Origin of the sequence: Kitasatospora sp. NPDC127121 (assembly GCF_042677305.1) — a bacterium.
In the GTDB taxonomy this organism is placed as follows: domain Bacteria; phylum Actinomycetota; class Actinomycetes; order Streptomycetales; family Streptomycetaceae; genus Kitasatospora.
Window position 1 is genome coordinate 446,603 of sequence record NZ_JBHXTQ010000001.1, and the last position, 19,651, is coordinate 466,253.

At 72.3% G+C, this 19,651-nt stretch carries 18 protein-coding genes and 1 pseudogene; 12 read left to right on the plus strand and 7 right to left on the minus strand.

Features of this window, described 5'->3' with window-relative positions; genetic code table 11:
• Positions 1-54: 54 nt before the first annotated feature.
• Entirely contained in the window at positions 55-354 is a 300-nt protein-coding gene (locus tag ACFVHI_RS01815) for a hypothetical protein (RefSeq protein ID WP_380334721.1), read from the minus strand.
• A 333-nt stretch (positions 355-687) separates the two neighbouring features.
• Here ACFVHI_RS01815 and ACFVHI_RS01820 point away from each other — a divergent pair, with 333 nt between their 5' ends.
• The 7 genes from ACFVHI_RS01820 (at position 688) to ACFVHI_RS01850 (ending at position 5,056) form a co-directional block, all read left to right on the plus strand.
• Positions 688-861: a hypothetical protein gene (locus ACFVHI_RS01820; protein WP_159398674.1), complete on the plus strand. Its 174-nt coding sequence runs from the start codon at positions 688-690 to the stop codon at positions 859-861.
• Complete coding sequence (locus ACFVHI_RS01825) at positions 858-1,103, plus strand: hypothetical protein (protein WP_063352091.1); 246 nt, start codon at positions 858-860, stop codon at positions 1,101-1,103. Before ACFVHI_RS01820 ends, ACFVHI_RS01825 begins: the two co-directional genes overlap by 4 nt.
• 290 nt (positions 1,104-1,393) lie before the next feature.
• Positions 1,394-1,534: an albusnodin family lasso peptide gene (locus tag ACFVHI_RS01830; protein WP_159398675.1), complete on the plus strand. Its 141-nt coding sequence runs from the start codon at positions 1,394-1,396 to the stop codon at positions 1,532-1,534.
• 78 nt (positions 1,535-1,612) lie between these two features.
• Positions 1,613-3,424 carry an albusnodin/ikarugamycin family macrolactam cyclase gene (locus ACFVHI_RS01835; protein WP_380334725.1) on the plus strand — a complete coding sequence of 604 codons (1,812 nt, stop codon included), beginning with the start codon at positions 1,613-1,615 and terminating at the stop codon, positions 3,422-3,424.
• A complete protein-coding gene (locus ACFVHI_RS01840; protein WP_380334728.1) occupies positions 3,417-4,151 on the plus strand; it encodes a lasso peptide biosynthesis B2 protein in 735 nt (244 codons plus the stop codon). Before ACFVHI_RS01835 ends, ACFVHI_RS01840 begins: the two co-directional genes overlap by 8 nt.
• A complete protein-coding gene (locus tag ACFVHI_RS01845; protein ID WP_079136483.1) occupies positions 4,141-4,710 on the plus strand; it encodes a GNAT family N-acetyltransferase in 570 nt (189 codons plus the stop codon). Before ACFVHI_RS01840 ends, ACFVHI_RS01845 begins: the two co-directional genes overlap by 11 nt.
• 82 nt (positions 4,711-4,792) lie before the next feature.
• Positions 4,793-5,056: a hypothetical protein gene (locus tag ACFVHI_RS01850; RefSeq protein ID WP_380334731.1), complete on the plus strand. Its 264-nt coding sequence runs from the start codon at positions 4,793-4,795 to the stop codon at positions 5,054-5,056.
• Between the two features lie 390 nt (positions 5,057-5,446).
• On the opposite strand, the gene ACFVHI_RS01855 is transcribed toward ACFVHI_RS01850, so the two are convergent.
• The 6 genes and pseudogenes from ACFVHI_RS01855 to ACFVHI_RS01880 all read right to left on the minus strand — a co-directional run bounded on the left by ACFVHI_RS01855 (position 5,447) and on the right by ACFVHI_RS01880 (position 13,612).
• On the minus strand, positions 5,447-7,126 hold the full coding sequence (locus ACFVHI_RS01855; RefSeq protein WP_380334734.1) for a multicopper oxidase family protein: 1,680 nt from the start codon (positions 7,124-7,126) through the stop codon (positions 5,447-5,449).
• 337 nt (positions 7,127-7,463) lie between these two features.
• A pseudogene (locus ACFVHI_RS01860) lies at positions 7,464-8,528 on the minus strand (type III polyketide synthase); the annotation flags it as partial.
• A gap of 334 nt (positions 8,529-8,862) precedes the next feature.
• Complete coding sequence (locus ACFVHI_RS01865; RefSeq protein WP_380334736.1) at positions 8,863-10,068, minus strand: cytochrome P450; 1,206 nt, start codon at positions 10,066-10,068, stop codon at positions 8,863-8,865.
• A 199-nt stretch (positions 10,069-10,267) separates the two neighbouring features.
• Positions 10,268-12,043, minus strand: coding sequence for a glycoside hydrolase family 3 protein (locus ACFVHI_RS01870; RefSeq protein ID WP_380334739.1), 1,776 nt, complete (start codon positions 12,041-12,043; stop codon positions 10,268-10,270).
• Complete coding sequence (locus ACFVHI_RS01875) at positions 12,037-12,840, minus strand: tyrosine-protein phosphatase (RefSeq protein ID WP_380334742.1); 804 nt, start codon at positions 12,838-12,840, stop codon at positions 12,037-12,039. The genes ACFVHI_RS01870 and ACFVHI_RS01875 overlap by 7 nt, the downstream gene beginning before the upstream one ends.
• A 169-nt stretch (positions 12,841-13,009) precedes the next feature.
• Complete coding sequence (locus ACFVHI_RS01880; protein WP_063352100.1) at positions 13,010-13,612, minus strand: TetR family transcriptional regulator; 603 nt, start codon at positions 13,610-13,612, stop codon at positions 13,010-13,012.
• 247 nt (positions 13,613-13,859) lie between these two features.
• Here ACFVHI_RS01880 and ACFVHI_RS01885 point away from each other — a divergent pair, with 247 nt between their 5' ends.
• Genes ACFVHI_RS01885 through ACFVHI_RS01905 form a run of 5 tightly spaced genes read left to right on the plus strand, consistent with a single transcriptional unit; the run spans position 13,860 to position 19,398 of the window.
• Positions 13,860-15,413, plus strand: a complete 1,554-nt coding sequence (locus tag ACFVHI_RS01885; RefSeq protein ID WP_380334744.1) for an ABC transporter substrate-binding protein — start codon at positions 13,860-13,862, stop codon at positions 15,411-15,413.
• Positions 15,410-16,378, plus strand: a complete 969-nt coding sequence (locus ACFVHI_RS01890) for an ABC transporter permease (protein ID WP_063352102.1) — start codon at positions 15,410-15,412, stop codon at positions 16,376-16,378. Before ACFVHI_RS01885 ends, ACFVHI_RS01890 begins: the two co-directional genes overlap by 4 nt.
• Entirely contained in the window at positions 16,365-17,243 is an 879-nt protein-coding gene (locus ACFVHI_RS01895; RefSeq protein WP_380334747.1) for an ABC transporter permease, read from the plus strand. The genes ACFVHI_RS01890 and ACFVHI_RS01895 overlap by 14 nt, the downstream gene beginning before the upstream one ends.
• On the plus strand, positions 17,240-18,379 hold the full coding sequence (locus ACFVHI_RS01900) for an ABC transporter ATP-binding protein (RefSeq protein WP_380334749.1): 1,140 nt from the start codon (positions 17,240-17,242) through the stop codon (positions 18,377-18,379). The genes ACFVHI_RS01895 and ACFVHI_RS01900 overlap by 4 nt, the downstream gene beginning before the upstream one ends.
• A complete protein-coding gene (locus ACFVHI_RS01905) occupies positions 18,376-19,398 on the plus strand; it encodes an ABC transporter ATP-binding protein (protein ID WP_380334751.1) in 1,023 nt (340 codons plus the stop codon). Before ACFVHI_RS01900 ends, ACFVHI_RS01905 begins: the two co-directional genes overlap by 4 nt.
• Positions 19,399-19,651: the final 253 nt, after the last annotated feature.

Genomic DNA, 19,651 nt, shown 5'->3' on the forward strand with positions numbered 1-19,651 from the left:
ACGACTAGATGATGGCACATCAGGTTCCGCAAGGGTCGTTGTGCAAGTTTTGTGTTAACTGATCTTGGTCATCCGCCGTTGAATGATTGCAGTCAGTAAGCAAGCGATCACCTTCCAGCCCTCGGGCAACGCCTCGCCGGTACTCGCGTACCGATCGGGAGGCAGCCCGATGCAGTCTCCGTGCGCACAGGCCGGGGCTCCTTCCCGGCCGTACCGGAAGCCGTCGGCCGGGTTGAACGGGTAATCCGCACTGGGGCGTTCGAGCACATCGAACGCCCCAGCGCGGAACCGAAGGCTAGGACAGATCCAGCAGGCGTCGTGGTCGTCGTCGTTGATGAACGGCTCGGCAGGCATGACCGCAAAGTAACCCCTTCCCCTGCGGCCTCGACGAAGGAGGACAGACCGATGGCCAGACGCACCACCCCTCGGGTGTACCGCGAAGTCGTGACGGGACCCACGAAGGTCGAGAAGGCCAGCCCCCCACCCGCTGGACGACTACAGGGCGGCTCAGGTCCTCGACAGGGGCCGCTCCCCGGGCGACATGCTTCAGATCGCTGCCGTGAAGTCCACGTGCTCCTGCAAGGACTGCGTGGCGTACAGGAAGTCCGTGCGAGCCAGGCTCTGACGACGCACGTGTGACGCGTGGCTAGACACCCCCATCCAACTCCCCAACGGAGAAGTGCAACTGTGAAAGTCAGTGTGATCCAGGGCGACCCGGTCCGGCACCGCACGGACGGTTGGACGGGCACCGTCGCGGGGACCCCGAGCAGGCTGGCCAACCACGCCTGGGTGAACCGGGACAGCTCCGCCGACCCGTACCCGGAGATGGTCCTCCTACGCGACTTGGAGTCCGCGGATTGAGCACCCCGCCGACCGGTTGGCTCACGGGCGATGGGTACGTCGTGGACCGGCCCGACGGCTACCGCGAGGGGACCTGCTGGGTCTGCCGCCGGGAGACGCTGGTCTGCGCGGGCACCTCGCTCCAGGCCCCCGGTGACGCCCAAAGCACCTGCCACGCGATCTGTAGCGACTGCATCATCCGCGCCCGGACGCCCCACCGCCGTGCCGCGTTGCGGGCCGCGCTCGACAAGCACCCGGCGTAGGTCCCGTGTCGAGACGAGGAGAACCCCCGTCGATGATGGCCAGGACGACTGCCGGGACACAGCCAGGCAGTGCGCCCATGGGGACCCGACCCCCGTGACGGTCGCTGTCGCCTACACGGTCTCACTGCTCGCGGCAAGACGGTTTACGCGGATCTGCACCTCGGTCGGCGGCCTCGAAGCCGCTGATCCCTAAAGCTCCCAGCCCAGTTGGATGAGGAAGTCCTCTGGGCTGGGCTCCACCGGGAATCCCCGGTGGAACGTTGCACCACCTGGCAGGAAGGAACCGAGAGATGAACGTGTACGAGCCCATCGTCACCGCCGACGAGGACGAGATGACCGTCACCGTGATCGGCGACGCGGCGGCCCTCACCATGGGCGGCACCTCCGACGGCGGCGAGGGCAAGCGGCACGTGTACCAGTACGCCGGCTGATCCTCCTTCTGCGGTGCGGCCCTTCGGGGCCGCACCGCTCCCGCTTTCCGCCATTGATTCGCCAAGGAGAGGGCCACCATGGCTTTCGGGGGCTTCAGCAGCTCCGCAACGAGCACGCCACACCCGTTGGGAGCGACACGGCTGCATCCGCAGTCGAGCGTATGGATGACCGGCATGACGCCGGCTCAGCTCTACCGCACGGAGGGTGGCCCGGCCCGCCGGCTGTTCGTCCTCGGGCCGAGCGGTGCGCGGCTGGCGGATCTGAAGGCGTTGGGCGCTGGGCCTCTGCCCGCCGATCTGGCGTGGCGCTGGCCGGGGGCCTACGCGGTGGTGAGCGAGGCCGGACACGAAACCGTGATCTTCACCGACCCGGCTGCCGCGCAGCCGGTCTATGTCTCCCGCTTCGGTTCGGGGTGGGCCTGGTCGTCGTCGGCGCGGCTGCTCGCGGGGCTCAACAGGGCTCCTGTCGATACGCGGCGGCTCGTGACAGCGGTATTCGCGCCGCTGCTCCCCGCTCTCGTTGCGGGACGGTCGTACTTCTCCGGGGTCGAGCAGTTGCCGCCGGGCGCGCGTATCCGGCTCGCTCCGGGCACAGCACCCCAGATCACGAACCTATGGCTGCCGCAGCCGGACATCGGACCCGAGCCAGCCGGGCGCTTCCGGGTCGAGCTTGAGAAGGCGGTGGGCCTAGGACTGGGCGACGGCCCGTTCAGTACTGACCTGTCGGGCGGACTCGACTCATCGTCCATCACCCTCCTGGCGGCTCGCCAAGCACCCGACAACGTGTGCGTCACCGCCGTCACGGTCCACCCTGAAGGGGACGAGTCGGGGGCTGACCTTCGGTTCGCTCGGCTCGTGGCGAACTCGATGCCCGGCAGGATCAAGCATCACCTACTACCGGCGCAACGCGAGCATCTGCCCTACACCGGGATCACCGACGTGCCCACCGCTGATGAACCGGCCCCGTCCACAATGGCCTGGGCTGGGCTGCTTCGGCAGTTGGAGTGGATGGCCGAGCGATTCGACACCACGCTTCATCTGACCGGTGATGGCGGGGACAGCGTCTGCTCGCAGCCGCCGGTCCACATCGCGGATCTGGTTCGACACCGACAGCTCCGGGCCGCCTTCCACCAGGCCGCGGGCTGGGCCCGGCTCCGGCATCTTCCGCTCTCGAACATCCTCCGGCAGGCAGTCGCGTCGGCTCGACTCTCCCGGACCGACGCGCTGTCCGTACTCGCCGCACAGATCGTTCAAGGCTCGCCCCCGGCGGCCGGCACCGTTCACTGGTTCCCGCCCGTGCAGCTCCCTGCCTGGGCAGGTGTCGAGACCCTGCCGCAACTGCGGGGTGAGATCGAGCGGGTGGCCGCCACCCCGGACCCGCTCGTGGGACTCGATGCCGGGGTCCGTACGGTCATAGACGAGATTCGTGAGGTGGCCCGGACGGCGCAGGCGGATGCCGCGCTGGCGGAGGAAATCGGTATCCGACTTCGCAACCCGTTCCTGGACGCCAGCGTGGTCAACTCCCTGCTGCGCGTCCCGCTCGAAGCCCGCCCACCCGTGTACGCCTACAAGCCGCAACTGGTGCGGGCGATGAGTGATCTGCTGCCGGCCCCACTCTCCGCCCGCAGTACCAAGGGCTCGTTCAACGCCGACTTCTACACCGGTCGGCGGGAGAACCTGGATGCCCTGCTCGGCCTGGCGAACGGATTCCTCTCCGCCCTCGGTCTGGTCGATCCCCGAGCCCTTCGCCGCGTGCTGAAGCAGGCCGCGATGGGCATGCCCGTGCCGATGGGGATTCTGGATCGGACACTCGCCGTCGAGGCTTGGCTTCTGGCGCTTGACCGCGAGTCGGAGCCGCAATGGATCGAGGGAGTGGGCGACCGTGACTGACTCGCCTTCGTTCGTGAGCATGCCCCGCCATGTCCGTGGTCTGGACTTCGGGCACGCCGTTGTTCTGGTGAACTACTACAACGGCCAGGTCAGCACGCTCCCCGCGTCGGCCGGCGCGGCTCTCCGTCACGCGGCGGAGTTCGGCAACGCCCGGCACCTCCCGGAGCCGCTGTTGAAGTCGCTGCTGGCGGCAGGCTTGCTGGGCGTGGCTGACCGGCCTCGGCCGTGGCGGAGCGTCCGCGAGGTGGAGGCGCCGAAGGCAAGCTGGGGCGGCGACGAGTTCCGGGCCGGGCTGGCTCCTCCCGTGCCCGTCCCGCGCACCCGGACACTGGCGGCGGCTGCCGCCCTCTCGGTGGTCCACGCTGTGAAGGCCGCAGGCCCGGAGCATGAGGCGATGGGCCGTGTTCTCAAGCTGGTTCACTCCGCCAGCACGACGGGGCGGAGAAGGCCGGCGACCGCCAGCGAAGCCGAACAGGCCGTCCACGCGGTACGTAGCGCGGGCTGGTACTCGCCCGGACGAACCAACTGCCTGGAGGAGTCGGCTGCCGCGATGCTGCTGCTCCAGCTGACGGGTAAGGCCGCAGTTTGGCGTCATGGCGTCGCGCCTGACCCGATACGGTTGCACGCCTGGATCGAGACCGTTGACGGCACGCCCGTCGCCGAGTCCACGTCAGTTGGGTTGTTCACAGCGATTCTTAGCGTCCCCGGAGCACACCATGTCCGTTGAACAGATGATCTGGCTTTCCGATGGCATCTGCGGGCTCGGCCCCCTTCGGTCCGACCTGGCAGAGCAGTACTGGCGCTGGGAGGAGGCCCCGAGTTCCCTGATCGGGTTCGGCCGCCCGGTTCCCGAGTCGCTGCAAAGCCGGACCCAGGGACTTCAGCAGCAGCTCGCCGGCAGGAACATCAGGTTCACCGTCTACGACCTTACGGACGCCGAGAACCCGGTGCCCAGCGGCATGACCACGCTTCAGCCCGACAACTACGTCCGCACCGCCGAATACATCCTCGTCATCGCGCCCGAGGCGCGCGGCAAGGGCCTCGCCACCCGAGCCACCCGGCTGACGCTGGACTTCGGGTTCCACGTCGCCAACGTCCGGTCCATCTGGCTCAAGGTGCTCGCGCCCAACAAGGCCGCAGTCCAGGTCTACGCGAAGGCCGGCTTCAAGCACGTCGGCGCGATGCGCCAGGCCGGGTACTGGCGCGGCGCGGTGTGCGACGAGCTGATCATGGACGCGTTGGCCTCGGAGTTCTCGGGTCCCAGCGTCTTGGCATCCGCGGACTGACCGGCGAGCCCTGACCATCTCGCACCCCCGCCGCCCTCAACCCCCAACGGCGGGCCCGCCTCCGCCCTCCTCAGGAGTAGCTATGTGGGCCACCACTGAACAAGACCGGCAGGCCATGCTCAAGGCACTCGTGATCGCCGCGCTGCCGGCCATCGCCCTCCGGTACGACTCCGGCGTCGGCGTCAGAAGGCTCGCGACGGTTTACGGGTGCGATTCCAACTGGCTCCAGGCCCAGATGATCAAGGCCGGGTACCGCGTCCGCCCGCTTGACGAAGCAACCGGGCTGCGCCCCGCCCCCTGGCCGTGGATGCCTATCAGCATGCCGGGGCGGAAGACGATGCCCTGACTGAACCCCCGCTCAAACTGGGGCTTCCTAGCTCATGCGGCGAGCGCGTAACTGGCGAGCTACTTACGTTCCCGAAGGCGTAGAGGAAGACGCCGGACTCGACGAGTTCGCGGGCGCCGGCCACCGGGTCGCGGGTGTCCGGGTGCAGGCCCGCGCGGCGGAGCATCTCGGCGAAGTGCGGCGCGCCGGAGGGATCGTCCGTACTGATCCTGGACGACGGTGGCCGGCGGTATCCCGGACTTCTGGGACGCCGCCGGTTCAGCATCGGTACGTCGCCAACCGTCGGGACGGCGAGCGCGGACCGCCGCCCGGGGCCGTCCCGGGGCCGTCACGGAGCCGTCCGTCGGGCTCAACCCCTCGTCCGGACCTGCCTGCCGTTCGGTTCCGGATTCACCGCAGTCCCCAGTGCCGGCGGTGGCGGCCCGCGTGGTGGTGGTGCCGGTTGCGCCGTCGCCACCGCCGTCGACCGGCTCCGGCCGCCGAGGCCCCGGACGCCGACGCTCCAGTGGACCGGGACGAGTCGGCGAAGGCGTCCTCCGACTCCCGACCGGAGTCCTTCGATCCCGCGGGCAGCACGTCGATCCGGCCCATCTGGCCGTGCGAGGAGTGCACCATGTGGTGGCAGTGGTAGACGTACTCGCCCGGATATTCGCCCCAGGTCATGGCGATCCGGACGCTCTCCCCCGGGTGGACCGTGATGGTGTCCTTCAGCCCGGCCTCGGCCGGGCCGACCGGCACCCCGTCACGGTCCAGCACGCGGAACTGCACCAGGTGGGTGTGGAAGGAGTGGGGGGCGTGGAAGACCCCGGCCGGCGGGCGGGTGAGGTGGTTGCGGATCGTCCAGATCTCGCTGCTGCCGACGGTGGTCCGCACGTCGGTCCGCTTCGGGTCGTACTTGCGCCCGTTGATCCTGGCGTCCGGGAAGGTCGTCAGCGCGAACTCCCGGTGCACCGTCGCCTTCGGGATCGGCGGCAGGGTGGCGAGGACGTCCGGAATCCGGCTCCGGTCCTCGGCCGTCCGGGTGATGTCGAAGCGCAGCACCTCGGTCCGCTCGCTCTCCAGCGCGGCCGTGTTCTCCAGCACCACCGATCCGCCGACCGGGTAGCGGGCGAAGTCGACCACGATCTCGGCGCGCTCCGCGCCGGTCAGGGTCAGCTCGTGCAGCGTCACCGGCGCGGCGAGCAGTCCGCCGTCGGAGGCGATCTGGGTGAACGGCTGGCCGTCGGCGAGGCGCAGCGACACATGCCGGTTGGGCGAGACGTTGAAGACCCGCAGCCGGTACTTGCGCGCGGCCACCTGGAAGTAAGGCCGCTCCTTGCCGTTGACCAGCATGTGCGGGCACGCGTACGGGTCGGTGTAGACCAGCCTGCCGTCGGTCTCGATCCGGGCGTCCCGGATCAGCAGCGGGATGTCGAACTCGCCGTTCGGCAGCGGCAGGCCGCTCTCGTGCGGGTCGCTGAGCAGGTAGGCGCCGGCCAGGCCGCGGTAGACGTTCTCGGCCTCCAGCTCGTGCGCGTGGTCGTGGTACCAGAGCGAGGCGGCCACCTGCTCGTTGGGGTAGCGGTACTCGCGGGTCTCGCCGGGCTTGACGAGGTCCATCGGCAGGCCGTCGTAGCGCGAGTGCACCTGGCCGCCGTGCAGGTGGACGGAGGTGTGCACGCGCAGGTCGTTGGTCTGCTGGACCACCACCTCCCGCCCTCTGACCGCCCGGATGGTCGGACCGGGGAAGCAGCCGCCGAAGGTCCGGACGGTGGTCAGCAGCCCCTTGACGATCTCCGCCTGGGTATCGGCCATCCGTAGCCGGTACAGGTCCGAGGAGTCCGTCCGCGACACCGGGTTCAGCACGGGGGGCACCGGCATGGCGTGCTCGAAGGGGGTGATCCGGGCGGCCGACCGCTTGGCCTCCGACCTGGGCGGCGCGGCGTGCGCGGCCGGAGCGGCTTGCGTGGCCGGCGCGGCCGACAACGCCAGGGACGAGACCCGGGCCCCGCCCGGTGCGCGGTCCCAGGGGAAGAGGACCGCCGGGCCGCCTATCGCGGCGGCTTTCAAGAGGTCTCGTCGGTTCAGCATTCCCGGTCTTTCCGTCCAGGGCCGGGCGGTCGGTACGCCGCCGGGCCAGTGGTCGCCGGTCGTGGCTTCCGGCGGCCCTGCTCGGTGGCCGCCGCGCGCACGCCGGCGCGGGCCGGGCGTGTCGGACCGTAGCGCCGACGCGACGTTCCGTCACTGCCCGTTGGCTCAGTATCGGCGAGCTTCGCGCGCTCCGCAGCGCGACCGCACCTGCCCGGGCCCTGACCCGGCGCCCGGCGCCCGGCGCCCTGCCCCCTGCCCCCTGCCCCCTGCCCCCTGCCCCCGGCCCCCTGAACGACGGACGCGGGGCCGGGCACCTGGTGCCCGGCCCGGCCGCCGTTCAGGATTCCGGCGACGCCCAGGTGCCCAGGGACATCTCGGCGGTGATCCCCGGGCCGAACCCGGCCAGCAGCCCTTGGTGCCCGTCGAGGGCCGACTTCTCGTCGAACATCCGGGCCAGGGCGTCGAGCACGACCGCACTGGCGATGTTGCCGTACTGGGTGAGGGTGGCCCGGCTGAAGCGGAACGCCTCTGGCGGCACCTCCAGGAAGCGGCTGAGGTCGTCCAGGATGCGTGGGCCGCCGGCGTGGACGATGTAGAAGTCCAGCGTGCCCACGTCCCACTGGTGCTGCTCCGCCACCGCGCGCAGGGCCGGGCTGAGCGGCTCCATCGTCCCCGGCACCCTCTTGTCCAGCTGGAAGTGGAATCCGGTGGGGCGGACCGCGTAGGAGATCCACTCCTCGGTGTCCGGGATGAGGTACGAGCCGTTGCGTTCCAGCCGCATTCCGGTCCCGCCCTCGCCCCGGACCACGGCGGCGGCGATCCCGTCGCCGAACAGGCCGTTGGACAGCAGCGAGCCCACGCCCAGGTCCGTGGGCTGGTAGCACAGCGAGCAGAACTCGCAGGCCACGATCAGCACGTTGGCGCCCGGGTAGGCCGAACAGAAGTCATGGGCCCGGTTCACCGCCGCACCGCCGCCCGCACACCCCAGTTGGGCGATCGGCAGCTGCCGGGTCTCCGGCCGGAAGCCCAGCCTGTTGATCAGCCACGCCGTGAGCGACGGCATCATGAAACCGGTGCACGACACATAGACGATCAAGTCGATCTGGGACGCCTCCACTTGGGCCTGTTCGAGGGCCCTGATCACCACCGCCGGGACGCGGGCCTTCGACTCCGCCGCGAAGACGGCACTGCGCTCGTCCCACCCCGGGTGCTTCAGCACCACCTCGATGGGCTGGATCAGGTGCCGCTTGCGCACTCCGGTGTTCTTGATGAGACGCAGCGCCAGTTCGAGCTGTGGATGGTCGGGGTGGAGCCTGCGCGCCAGCTCGATGGTCTCCTCGTTGGTGATGACGTGCTCGGGTACGTCTATCGCCGGTTTGCACAGAACTGCCACGGCACTTCCTCCAGACGAGCGGTGTTCCCGGTGCGACCCTGGCGGGGCGGGATTTCACCACTCGACGGCAGCCGCTGCGAGCCGGACGCGCGGAGGGCGCGGGCGGCGGGACGCACCGGGCGGGACCCAACTCAGCGGCCGACGAGCCGACCGAGCGAGGATCGGTTGATCGCGGTGCGGACGGTCGTACTGGCCGCAAGTTGGTTCAGGCCACCTAGCCCAATTTACGGAAGGCGGGCCCGTCCCGCATGTCGGCCCGCACACCCCGGGGTGTGCGGGCCGATGTACGCGGTGTTTCCGGCAGCGGGTGGCTGCGGGCGGCCGCCGGAGCGTGGGGGCACCGTCACCAGGTGACCGGCAGCGCCAGCGGATAGCGCCAGATGGACGTGGTGTTCCACGCCAGCTCGGCGGCCGGCTTCGCCAGCGCGATCCTGGGGAAGCGCTCCAGCAGCGTCCCGAGGGCGACTTCGAGTTCGGTGACGGCCAGCGGCGCGCCGAGGCAGTGGTGCGCACCCCAGCCGAAGGTCATGTGGGAGGGGCTGGTCCGCTCCAGGTCCAGCTCGTCGGGCCGGTCGAACCTGCGGCCGTCCCGGTTGGCCGTCAGGTAGGAGACGTGCACGATGTCCCCCGCCGGGATCGTCACCCCGCTCAGCTCCACGTCCTCAAGGGCCACCCGGGGGATGCCGACGCCCTTGCGGAAGGGGATGAAGCGCAGCAGCTCCTGGAGCGTCCGGGCGAGCGTCTCGGGCCGCTCGCGCAGTGCGGCGAGCACGTCGGGCCGGCTGAGGATGGTGTACGAGAGGTTGCCGAGCTCGTACGTCGTGGTGTCCTGGCCCGTGATCAGCAGGACCATGGCCATCACGGTGAGTTCCTGCTCGTCGAGGACCTCGTCGCCGTCGCGGGCTGTGGCCAGCACGCTGATCAGGTCGTCGCCGGGGTTCCTGCGCCGTTCGGCGGTCAGCTCGGCGAAGTACGCCCGCAGGTCGGCCTTGGCCCGTACCGCGTTCGGCTTGTTGGCCAGGCTCACGTCCATCATCGTCCGGGCGTTGGCGCGCAGCTGGGCGCTGTCGGCCTCGGGGATCTCCAGAACCTCGCAGATCGTGATCAGCGGGAGCGGATGGGCCAGGTGCTCCATGAGGTCGGCCGGGGGGCCCTGGTCCCGCATGCGGTCCAGCAGCCCGTTCACCACGTGCTGGGTGCGCTCCCTCATCCGCTCGATGTGGTCGGGGGTGAAGCCCTTGGACACCAGGCTGCGCAGGCGGGCGCTGGCGGGCGGGTCCATGACGTTGATCGCCTCGGCCTGGACGATCGGCTCCGGGGTCATGCGCGGGAAGTCCCGGCCGACGATGGCGTGGCGGCTGAACCGCCGGTCGGTGGTGACCGTGCGCACGTCGTCGTACCCCGTGACGAGCCAGGCCTCCCCCTCGCCGTAGGGCAGGCGGATACGGCTGACCGGTGCGTCGTTCATGAGCTGCCGGAGCGTCGGGTCGAACTCTAGGGTCTCGGCGAAGTCGAACGGGCAGTTCCGTGCGCTGGAGTCGGTGGACATGCGGACCTCCAGGTCTGGGCCGCGCGGGCCGGATGGGGGAGGCGGACGAAATGCACCGGTACCCGATCGCGCAGCCGCACACACCGGTGGAGGGGCGAGAGCGCCGGTAATTCATCCGGTCTGATCAGCGGCTCGGATCCACCCGCACCGGGGCCTGCCACTGGTGATGGCAGGCCCCGGCGGCCCCGGCCAGGGTGCCTCAGATCTCCCCGGTGGCCCGGTGCCCGTGCCGGAAGAGCGGGGCGCGGGTGTCGAAGGGCACGTCCTCGCGGCAGGCGGCGACGGCGGCGTCCGAGCGGGGCAGGTCGAACGGGAGCGTCGCGGTCATCGGGGCCCGGCCGAGCGCGGCGTCCAGCACGACCTCGTCCGCGGCGCCGAACTCGCCGATCAGCAGCGCCGCGTGCGGGGCGAGCGGGGTGAGCACGGCGGGCCGCTCCAGCTGGGCGGCGAACACCGTGGGCACGGCGGCGGCCAGCGCGGTGAGGCGGTCGACCTCGGCCGGCTCGAACTCCAGCGAGCCGCTGTGGAAGTGCTGCTCCAGCATCCCTTCGCGCCGCTCGTACGGGGTGGCGAGGCGGATCACGGCCAGCTCGGCCCGCTCCGGGTCCTCGACGAGGGTGCCGTACCCGGCGGCGACGGCGGGGTCGACGCCCTCGACGTACAGCCGGGTGGCGGTGCGCGGCCCGCCGGCCAGGTGGACCACCGAGCGGCGCTGGACCTCGCGGCCGAGCGCCCGGCCCTCCGGGGCGCCGACCAGGTCGGCGGCGGCCTCCGGGTCGACGTACGGGTCGGCGAAGAGGCCGAGGCGGAACTTGTCGCGCAGGATGCGGCGGACCGACTCGTCGAGCCGGGCCTCGGTGACCGCGCCGGAGCGGACGGCGGCCAGGATCAGCTCCGGGTCCGTCTCGCCGCCGAGCTGGTCGGCGCCCGCGTCCAGGGTGAGCACGACCTGCTCGGCGACGGACAGCTCCTCGACGCCCCAGTGCCGCGGGGGCAGTGTGACCACTCCGGGGACGTCCATGCCGGTGATGGCGTTGAAGTCGGTGCAGACCACGCCGTCGAAGCCGTAGCGACCGCGCAGCAGGCCGGTGATGACGTCCCGGTTGAAGTTGGCGCCGACCTCGGCGAGGCCGCTGCCGGAGGGGATCGCGTAGGCGGGCATGATCTGCGCGGTGCCCGCGGCGAAGGCCGCCTCGAAGGGGCGCAGGTGGGTCTCGAACTCGCCGCCGGGGTAGACCAGTCGGCGCCCGGCGGCGAAGTGCGAGTCCTCGCCGCCGGCCTGCGGGCCGCCGCCGGGGAAGTGCTTGGTCATGCAGGCGACGCTGTCCGGGCCGATCGGCCCGCCCTGGAGACCCTCGATGTAGGCGGTGATCATCCGCGAGGCACGCTCCGGGTCCTCCCCGAAGGTGCCGCTGATCCGGGCCCAGCGGGGCTCGGTGGCGAGGTCGGCCATCGGGTGGATGGCGACCCGGATGCCGACGGCGCACAGCTCGCGGCGGATCAGGTCGGCGTAGCGGCGCACCAGGTCGGGGTCGTCGGTGGCGGCGAGGCCGATCGGCTCGGGGCCGGTGCTGAAGCCGCCGCCGGTGTGGGCGGTGGCCGGGTTGGCGGTGAAGCCGTGCCGGGGGTCGGAGGAGAGGGTGACGGGGATGCCCAGCCGGCCGGCCGCGGCGAGGTCCTGGACGTGGTTGTTCCACTCGGCCATCGCGCGCGGGTCGGGGACGGCCATCATGGCGAAGTGGGTGAGGCCGCGCTCGGTGATCAGGCGGGCGCCGGAGGGGAACGGGCCCTGGTCGCCGGGGAGCATCCGGCCGTGCAGCATCAGCGCGGCCTTCTCCTGCAAGGTCATCCGGGTGAGGAGGTCCTCGACCCGCTCCTCGACGGGCAGCCGCGGGTCCTCGTAGGGCTCCATGGTGCCGTTGTGGTTGAGGTCGCGGAAGGGCGTGCCGTCGGTGTGCCGCAGCAGGGTCAGCATGCCGTCACCTCGGCGGTGTTCGACGCGGCGGTACGGGCGGCGGTACCGGCCTCGGTACGGGCAGCGGTGCGGGCGGCGGCCTTGGCGCGGAAGGCGTCCAGGGTCTCGGCGCCGACCCCGCAGGCGGTCAGGAAGCCCTCGGCACCGCCGTGCTTGGCGCGGACCAGGTCGAGGAAGGTGCTCATCGCCCCGGCGGGAGCCTCCAGCAGCGGGGCGGGGACGACCATCCGGCCGGCCTCGACCTCGTTGAGAGCGGCCCGGTTGCGGTCGGCGAGGCCGGCCCAGATCTGCTCGATCGCCTCGTTGGTGCGGGCGTAGTCGGCGACGATCTCCTCGGCGGGCACCCCGAGCAGCTCCAGCAGCAGCGCGGTGAGCAGCCCGGTGCGGTCCTTGCCGGCCGCGCAGTGCACCAGCACGCCGCCCGGGCGGACGGCGGCCTCGACGGCGGCGGCCAGCCCCTGCGGCGCGGACTCGGCCATCAGCAGGTAGAAGGCGCCGAGGTCCTCGGCGGTGGTCATGGCCCGCATGGCCTGCGCCAGTTCGTCGTTGGTCGGCTCGATCCGGGCGGGGACGACGGCGATGCCGGCGGCCTCGGCGGCGGCCCAGTCCTCGGGGCGGCTCTCGGGCTCGCCCCGGAGGTCGACGACGGTGGTGATGCCGTGCTCGCGCAGCTGGGCGACGACGGTCTCGTCGGCGGCGGGGAAGGGCTGGGCGGAGCGGAACAGGGTGCCGGGGCGGATCCACCGGCCGGCGGGGTCGGCGAGCGCTGCGGGGTCGCGGAAGTTGACCAGGGACATGCGGGGGCCTTTCGGGAAGTGCGAAGCAGGTGGTGAAGGTGCGCGGCGGGCCGCGCGAAGGGGGGGGAGGGGAGCGGAAAAGGGCGTGCGGTGCCGTCCGGACGGCCGGCGGCATCGCCCAGGGGTGTCGCGGTGACGGGGTGTAGGGGTGTAAGGCTGTCGGCTCGGGTCAGCCGGCGGTGTCGAGCACGTCCCGGTAGGCCTGGCGCCATTCGGCCACCGTGCCGGTCTCGGACGCGATCAGGACGTGGTGGCGCACCATGCCGCCGAACTGCGCGCCGAGCGCGGTCGGGCGCAGGTCGGTGGCCGGGTCGACGCCGAGCCGCTCGGCCGCGATGGTGACGGTGCGTTCGGTGAAGCCGTCGATCACGACCACGGCGTAGTTGTGCACGGAACCCTGCACCTCGATCAGGCTCCGGCGCAGCCGGCGGCGGCGCTCGGTGTGCTCGACGGGCTCTTCGAGCCGGCCGCCGGTGGCGGTCAGCGCGTGGTCGAGCGCGGCCCAGAGCGGGAGTTCGGCGGGGGCGGCGGCGAAGGCGTCGAGGATGGCCTGGCCGAAGTCCCAGCCGAACAGCAGCGCCTCCTTGGCCGGGTAGTAGCGGAAGAACGTGCGGTGGGCGATGTCGGCGCGGCGGCAGATCTGGTCCACGGTGGTGCGCTCGAAGCCCTGCTCCTCGAAGAGGTCGAGTGCCGCGGTGCGGATGCTGTCGCGGGTACGCGCCTTCTTGCGGTCGCGCATGCCCTGCTCCGCCGCGGTGTCCGTCCCCTGCATGGTTCTTCCGTTTCCTCTCGGTGAGTTGAGTGTGGATGGGGCCGCCGAGGGGGCGGCTGTCAGTACCGAATCACGTCCGACCGTGCTCGCTCAAGGCGAGTACCGACTCTTCCGGGTCTCGTCATCTGAAATTTGCACAACTGCCTTTTGGCAGTACTGCCACTTCCGGAATGGTGTGGGGCGTCGGCGGCCGCACTCCCCCAGGCCGCCCCCGCTCCCCTCCCCCCCTCCCCCGAACCGAGGAACCATGAAGCGGCACACCCACCTCCTGGTAGCGGCGGCCTGCACGGCCGCGCTCACCCTCACCGCCTGCTCCGCCTCCGACGACGCGCTCTCCGGCGCCGGCGCCGGAAACACCGGCGCGGCGAACGACGGGCCGGCCGTGGACGGCGGCACGCTCAAGATCGGCCTGGACCGGCCGTTCGCCAAGCTCGACCCGGCCGACGGCACCCTGACCTCGATGCCGATGATGGTCCTCGCCAACGCCCTGTACGACCCGCTGATGGTCAACGGCGACAACGGCGCCGTCCAGCCCTACCTCGCCAAGTCCTTCACCCCCAACGCGGACGCCACGGTCTGGACCCTCGACCTGCACGAGGGCGTGAAGTTCAGCGACGGCAAGCCGCTGGACGCCCAGGCCGTCGCCGACCACGTCACCCGGCTCGCCAAGCCGGAGAGCAAGTGCGCCTGCGCCATCGACGCAGCCACCATCGGCGCCACCACCGTCTCCGGCCCGACCACCCTCACCTTCACCCTCAAGGCGCCCGACGCCGCCTTCCCCAACCTGTTCACCCGCTCCCTCGGCTACGTCTCCGAGGCCCCGGCCGGCGACTCCCCCGCCGTCGGCTCCGGCCCGTACACCGTGGAGAGCGTGCAGCCCGGAGTCTCCGTCACCCTCGCCCGCAACCCCGCGTACTGGGGCGCCAAGGGCCACGCCGACAAGCTCGTCTACCGGGTGCTCACCGACACCGACAGCCGCTACCAGTCGCTGCGCTCCGGCGACACCGACCTGATCTGGACCGAGACGCCCGGCCAGCTCAAGCAGGCCGCCGCCGACGGGCTGCGCAGCGCCACCGGGCCCGGCGGCACCACCACCATCGTCTTCAACACCACGTCGGCGCCCTTCGACGACGTACGGGTCCGCCGGGCCGTGCAGTACGCGATCGACCGCGAGGCCCTGGAGAAGGTCGTCTCCCTCGACCAGGGCGCCGTCTCGGACGGCCCGATCGGCTCCCGCTCCCCGTACCGCACCGCCGCCGAGTACCCGGCCCACGACGTGGCCAAGGCCCGGGCCCTGCTCGCCGAGTCCGGCCACCCCGACCTCGCCTTCGACTACCTCGTCGACAGCCGCCCCGAGGGCCAGCAGCGCGCCACCGTGCTCCAGCAGATGCTCGGCGAGGCCGGGATCAAGGTGACCATCAAGCCGCTCGACGCCACTGGCCTGGGCACCGCGATGCTCCAGCGCAAGTTCCAGGTGATCGACTTCCCCACCAGCATGTTCGGCGACACCGACACCGCGCTCACCAGCCTCTACCTTCCCAACTCGCCGTACAACTTCATGAGTTGGTCCGACCCGGAGACCTCGAAGACGATCGCCGAGGGCCGCGCCTCGACCGACACCGCCAAGCGTGCGGCCGCCTACCAGCAGGCCGCCCGGCGGGTCGTCAGCGAGGTGCCGATGGCCTTCCTCACCGAGAACACCGTCGGCTTCCTCGGCTCCGCCAAGGTCGGCGGACTGCCCGACCTGTCCAAGCGCACCGTCCTCAACGTCTCCCCCGCCCCCCTGTGGGTGAAGCGATGACCCCCCGCACCCGCACCGCGCTGCGCCACGGCGGGCGGCTCGGCCGCGCCGCGGCCGTGCTGCTGCTGGTCACCGTCGCCGCCCTGTACCTGCCCCACCTGATGCCGGGCTCCCCCGCCGTCGCCGCCCTCGGCCCCACCGCCACCCCCGAGCAGATCTCCGCCTACGAGGCCGGGCTCGGCCTGGACCGCAACCTGCTCGCCGCCACCTGGCAGTGGATCGCCGACGCCCTGCACGGCGACCTCGGCCACTCGCTGTCCACCGGAGCCGCCGTCACCACCGAACTCGCCGACCGCATCCCCGTCACCCTCGAACTCTTCCTCGCCGCCCAGCTGGTGGCACTCGCCCTGGCCGTGCCCGTCGCCCTGCTCTCCGCCTGGCGCCCCGGCGGCACCTTCGACCGGATCGCCACCGCCGGCACCTTCGGCTGGCTCGCCGTCCCCGGCTTCGCCCTCGGCCTGCTGCTCATCTGGATCGCCGCCGTCCAACTGCGCGTCCTGCCCGCCACCGGCTGGACCCCGTTCACCGAGGACCCGGCCGAAAACCTGCGCCACCTGGTGCTGCCCGCCCTCACCCTCGGCCTCACCGAGGCCGCCGTGTTCACCCGCACCCTGCGCGGACAACTGCTCGACACCCTCGACCAGCCGTACATCGCCGCCGCCCGCAGCCGCGGCATGGGCACCACCCGGTTGCTGCTGCGCCGCGCCCTGCGTCCCTCCAGCCTGCCGCTGGTCACCCTAGTCGGCATCGGCATCGGCACCTCGCTGGGCGGCTCGGTGCTGGTCGAGTCGCTGTTCGCGGTGCCCGGCGTCGGCAGCCTGGCCGCCGGGGCCATCTCCGGCCGGGACTTCCCCGTCGTCCAGGCCGTGGTGGTGGTCAGCGCCGTCGGCGTGGTCGCGGCCACCTTCGCGGTCGACCTGCTGTACCGCACGATCGACCCGAGGATCGCCCATGAGCACCGCTGAGACCACCGCCGTGACCGCCGAGGCGGCCCCGGCGCGCACCGCCCGCCGGCGGCCCCCCGCCGGCGTCCTCGCCGCCGGGGCCTGGCTGGCCGTGGTCGCCCTCGCCGCCCTGCTGCTGCCCCTGCTGCCCGGCTTCGACCCGCTGCACGGCGACTTCGCCCACCCCGCCGCCGCCCCCGGCCCCGGCCACTGGCTGGGCACCGACAGCGCCGGACGGGACGTCCTGCAGCGCACCGTCGCCGGCGCCCGCGCCTCCTTCACCGTCGCCGCCCTCACCATCCTGGTCGGCCTGCTCGGCGGCGGAACGCTCGGCCTCGCCGCCGGCTGGTTCCGCGGCCCGCTCGACAAGGCGATCGGCTTCGCGACCGACCTGCTGATGTCCGTACCCAGCCTGATCCTGGTGATGATCGTGGTCTCGCTGCGCGGCCCCAGCCTCACCGTGATCGGCACACTGATCGGGCTGTTCACCGTCCCCCACTTCACCCGGGTGGTGCGCGCCGTCGTGCTCTCGCTCAGCGAGCGCGGCTTCGTCCAGGCCGCCCGCATGCTCGGCACCGCCCCGCTGCGCATCCTGCGCCGCGACATCGTCCCGCACGTCGTGCCGGCCGCCCTCACCTTCGCCTTCACCGCCACCACCGTCGCCATCGTCGCCGAGGGCTCGCTCAGCTTCCTCGGCTTCGGACTGCGCCCGCCGGAGCCCTCCTGGGGCGGCATCATCGCCGAGGGGCGCACGGCCCTCGGCACCGCGCCGTGGATCTCGCTGGCACCCGCGGCCGTGCTCTGCCTGACCGTCCTCGCCCTCAACTACCTCGGGGAGCACCTGCGTTCGGGTGGCCCCGCCGGCCCGAAGGGAGCGCGCGGATGACCTCCGCCCCCGACCTCGACTCCCCTGCCCTTGCCGTCCCGGCGCTCGACGAACCTGCCCTCGACGTCCCGGTGCTCGACGTCCGCTCGCTGGACACCGTCCTGCACACCCCCGACGGCCGCGCCCTGCACGTCCTGCACGGCGTCAGCCTCACCATCGCGGCCGGCGAGTGCCTCGGCGTGGTCGGCGAGTCCGGCTCCGGCAAGTCCGTGCTCGCCCGCGCCGTCCTCGGCGTCGAGTCCCGCACCACCAAGGCCGTCGCCACCGGCGAGATCCGACTGAACGGCGAGGACCTGCTCGCCGCCTCCCGCACCCGCCGCGCCGAACTGCTCGGCACCGGCATCGCCATGGTCCACCAGGACCCGATGACCTCGCTCAACCCGGTGGTCCGGATCGCCGACCAGGTCACCGAGTCCCTCACCAACCGGCGCCGGCTCTCCCGGCGCGAACGGCTGCGCACCGCCACCGAGTTGCTCGCCGCCGTCGACGTCCCCGACCCCGCCCGGCGGGCCCGCGCCCACCCGCACGAGCTCTCCGGCGGCCTGCGCCAGCGCGTCGGCATCGCCGCCGCCCTGGCCGGCGAACCCGCCCTGCTGCTCGCCGACGAACCCACCACCGCCCTCGACGTCACCGTCCAGCGCACCGTCCTCGACCTGCTCGACCAGCACCGGCGCAGCCGCGGCCTCGCCACCCTGCTGATCACCCACGACATCGGTCTGCTGTACGGGCGGGCCCGCCGGATCGCCGTCATGTACGGCGGCCGGATCGTGGAGACCGGCCCCACCGAGGCCGTCACCCGCCACCCCCGCCACCCCTACACCGCGGCCCTGCTGCGCTCCGTACCGCGGGTCACCGGCCCGCTGCGCCGTACCCTGCCCGCGATCCCCGGCTCGCCGCCCGACCTCACCCGGCCCACCCCCGGCTGCCCCTTCGCCCCGCGCTGCGAACTGGCGACGGACCTCTGCACCACGACCGCGCCCCCCACCCACACCGCGGCGGACGGCCACACCGCCGCCTGCCACTTCCCGCTCACCGCGCCATCTGACGCGCCTTCGTCCTCGCATTCGTCCTCCCCTTCGCCCTCGCCCTCGTCCTCGCCCGATTCCTCGCCCGACGAACTGGAGCCCGCGGCGTGACCACCGCCCCCGACGCCGCTGCCCCCGCAGCCGTCACCCCCGACGCCGCCGCTCCCGGAACGGCCGTCCTGGAGGCCACCGGCCTCAGCGTCGTCCACCGCACCCGCTCCGGCCCGCTGCACGCCGTCAGCGGCGTCGACCTGGCCCTCCACCCGCGCCGCACCCTCGCCCTGGTCGGCGAGTCCGGCTCCGGCAAGAGCAGCATCGCCAAGGCCCTGCTGCGGCTGCCCCCGCCCACCACCGGCACCGTCACCCTCGACGGCACCGACCTCGCCACCCTCTCCCCGCGCGCCCTGCGAGCCGTCCGGCCCCGCCTCCAGATGGTGTTCCAGGACCCGCTCTCCTCCCTCAACCCGCACCGCCGGGTCCGCGACCTGGTCGCCGAACCCCTCGACGCCCATCCCGACCCGGCCCGCGACCGCGAGCAGGTCGTCACCGAGCAGCTGTCGGCCGTCGGCCTGCCGCCCGCCCTGTTCGGCGACCGCCGCCCCCACCAGCTCTCCGGCGGGCAGGCCCAACGCGTCGCCATCGCCCGGGCCCTGGCCGCCGGACCGCGCGTCCTGATCGCCGACGAGGCGGTCTCCGCCCTCGACGTCTCGGCCCAGGCCACCGTGCTCAACCTGCTGCGCGGGCTCACCGAGGAACGCGGACTGGCCGGCCTCTTCATCTCCCACGACCTCGGCGTGGTCCGCGCGGTGAGCGACGAGGTGGCCGTGCTCCAACTCGGCCGCATCTGCGAACGCGGCCCCACCGAAGCCGTCCTCGCCGCCCCGGCCCACCCCTACACCGCCGCCCTGCTCGCCGCCGTCCCCGAACCCGGCCGCCCGCTGCGCGACACCGGCCTCCTCCCCACCGACCCGCCCTCCCCCCTCGCCCCGCCCAGCGGCTGCCGCTTCCGCACCCGCTGCCCCCTGGCCGACACCCGCTGCGCCACCGAGGAACCGCAGCTGCGGGAGGTGGCACCAGGCCGCACGGTGGCCTGCCACCGACCGCTGATCGACGCTGCCACAGCGTCCTGACCAGCCGGACGCACCACGGGCCCCCGGGCCGGGAGCCCCACTCCCGCCCCAGGGGCCCGTTCTGTTCCGTTCCGTTCCGACCGCGGACGGGCCGGCGTCCAGGGCGCGCCGTCGGCGGAAGCGACGGACGACGCCCCTGCCGGGCTGTCACCTGGCAGGGGCAAGGCCTTCGCGCCCCGTTCGCACCCCTTCACGCCGGTGACGATTCGCGTACGCAGCCTTACCGTTGGCTGCGATCACGGGCCGCACCCGG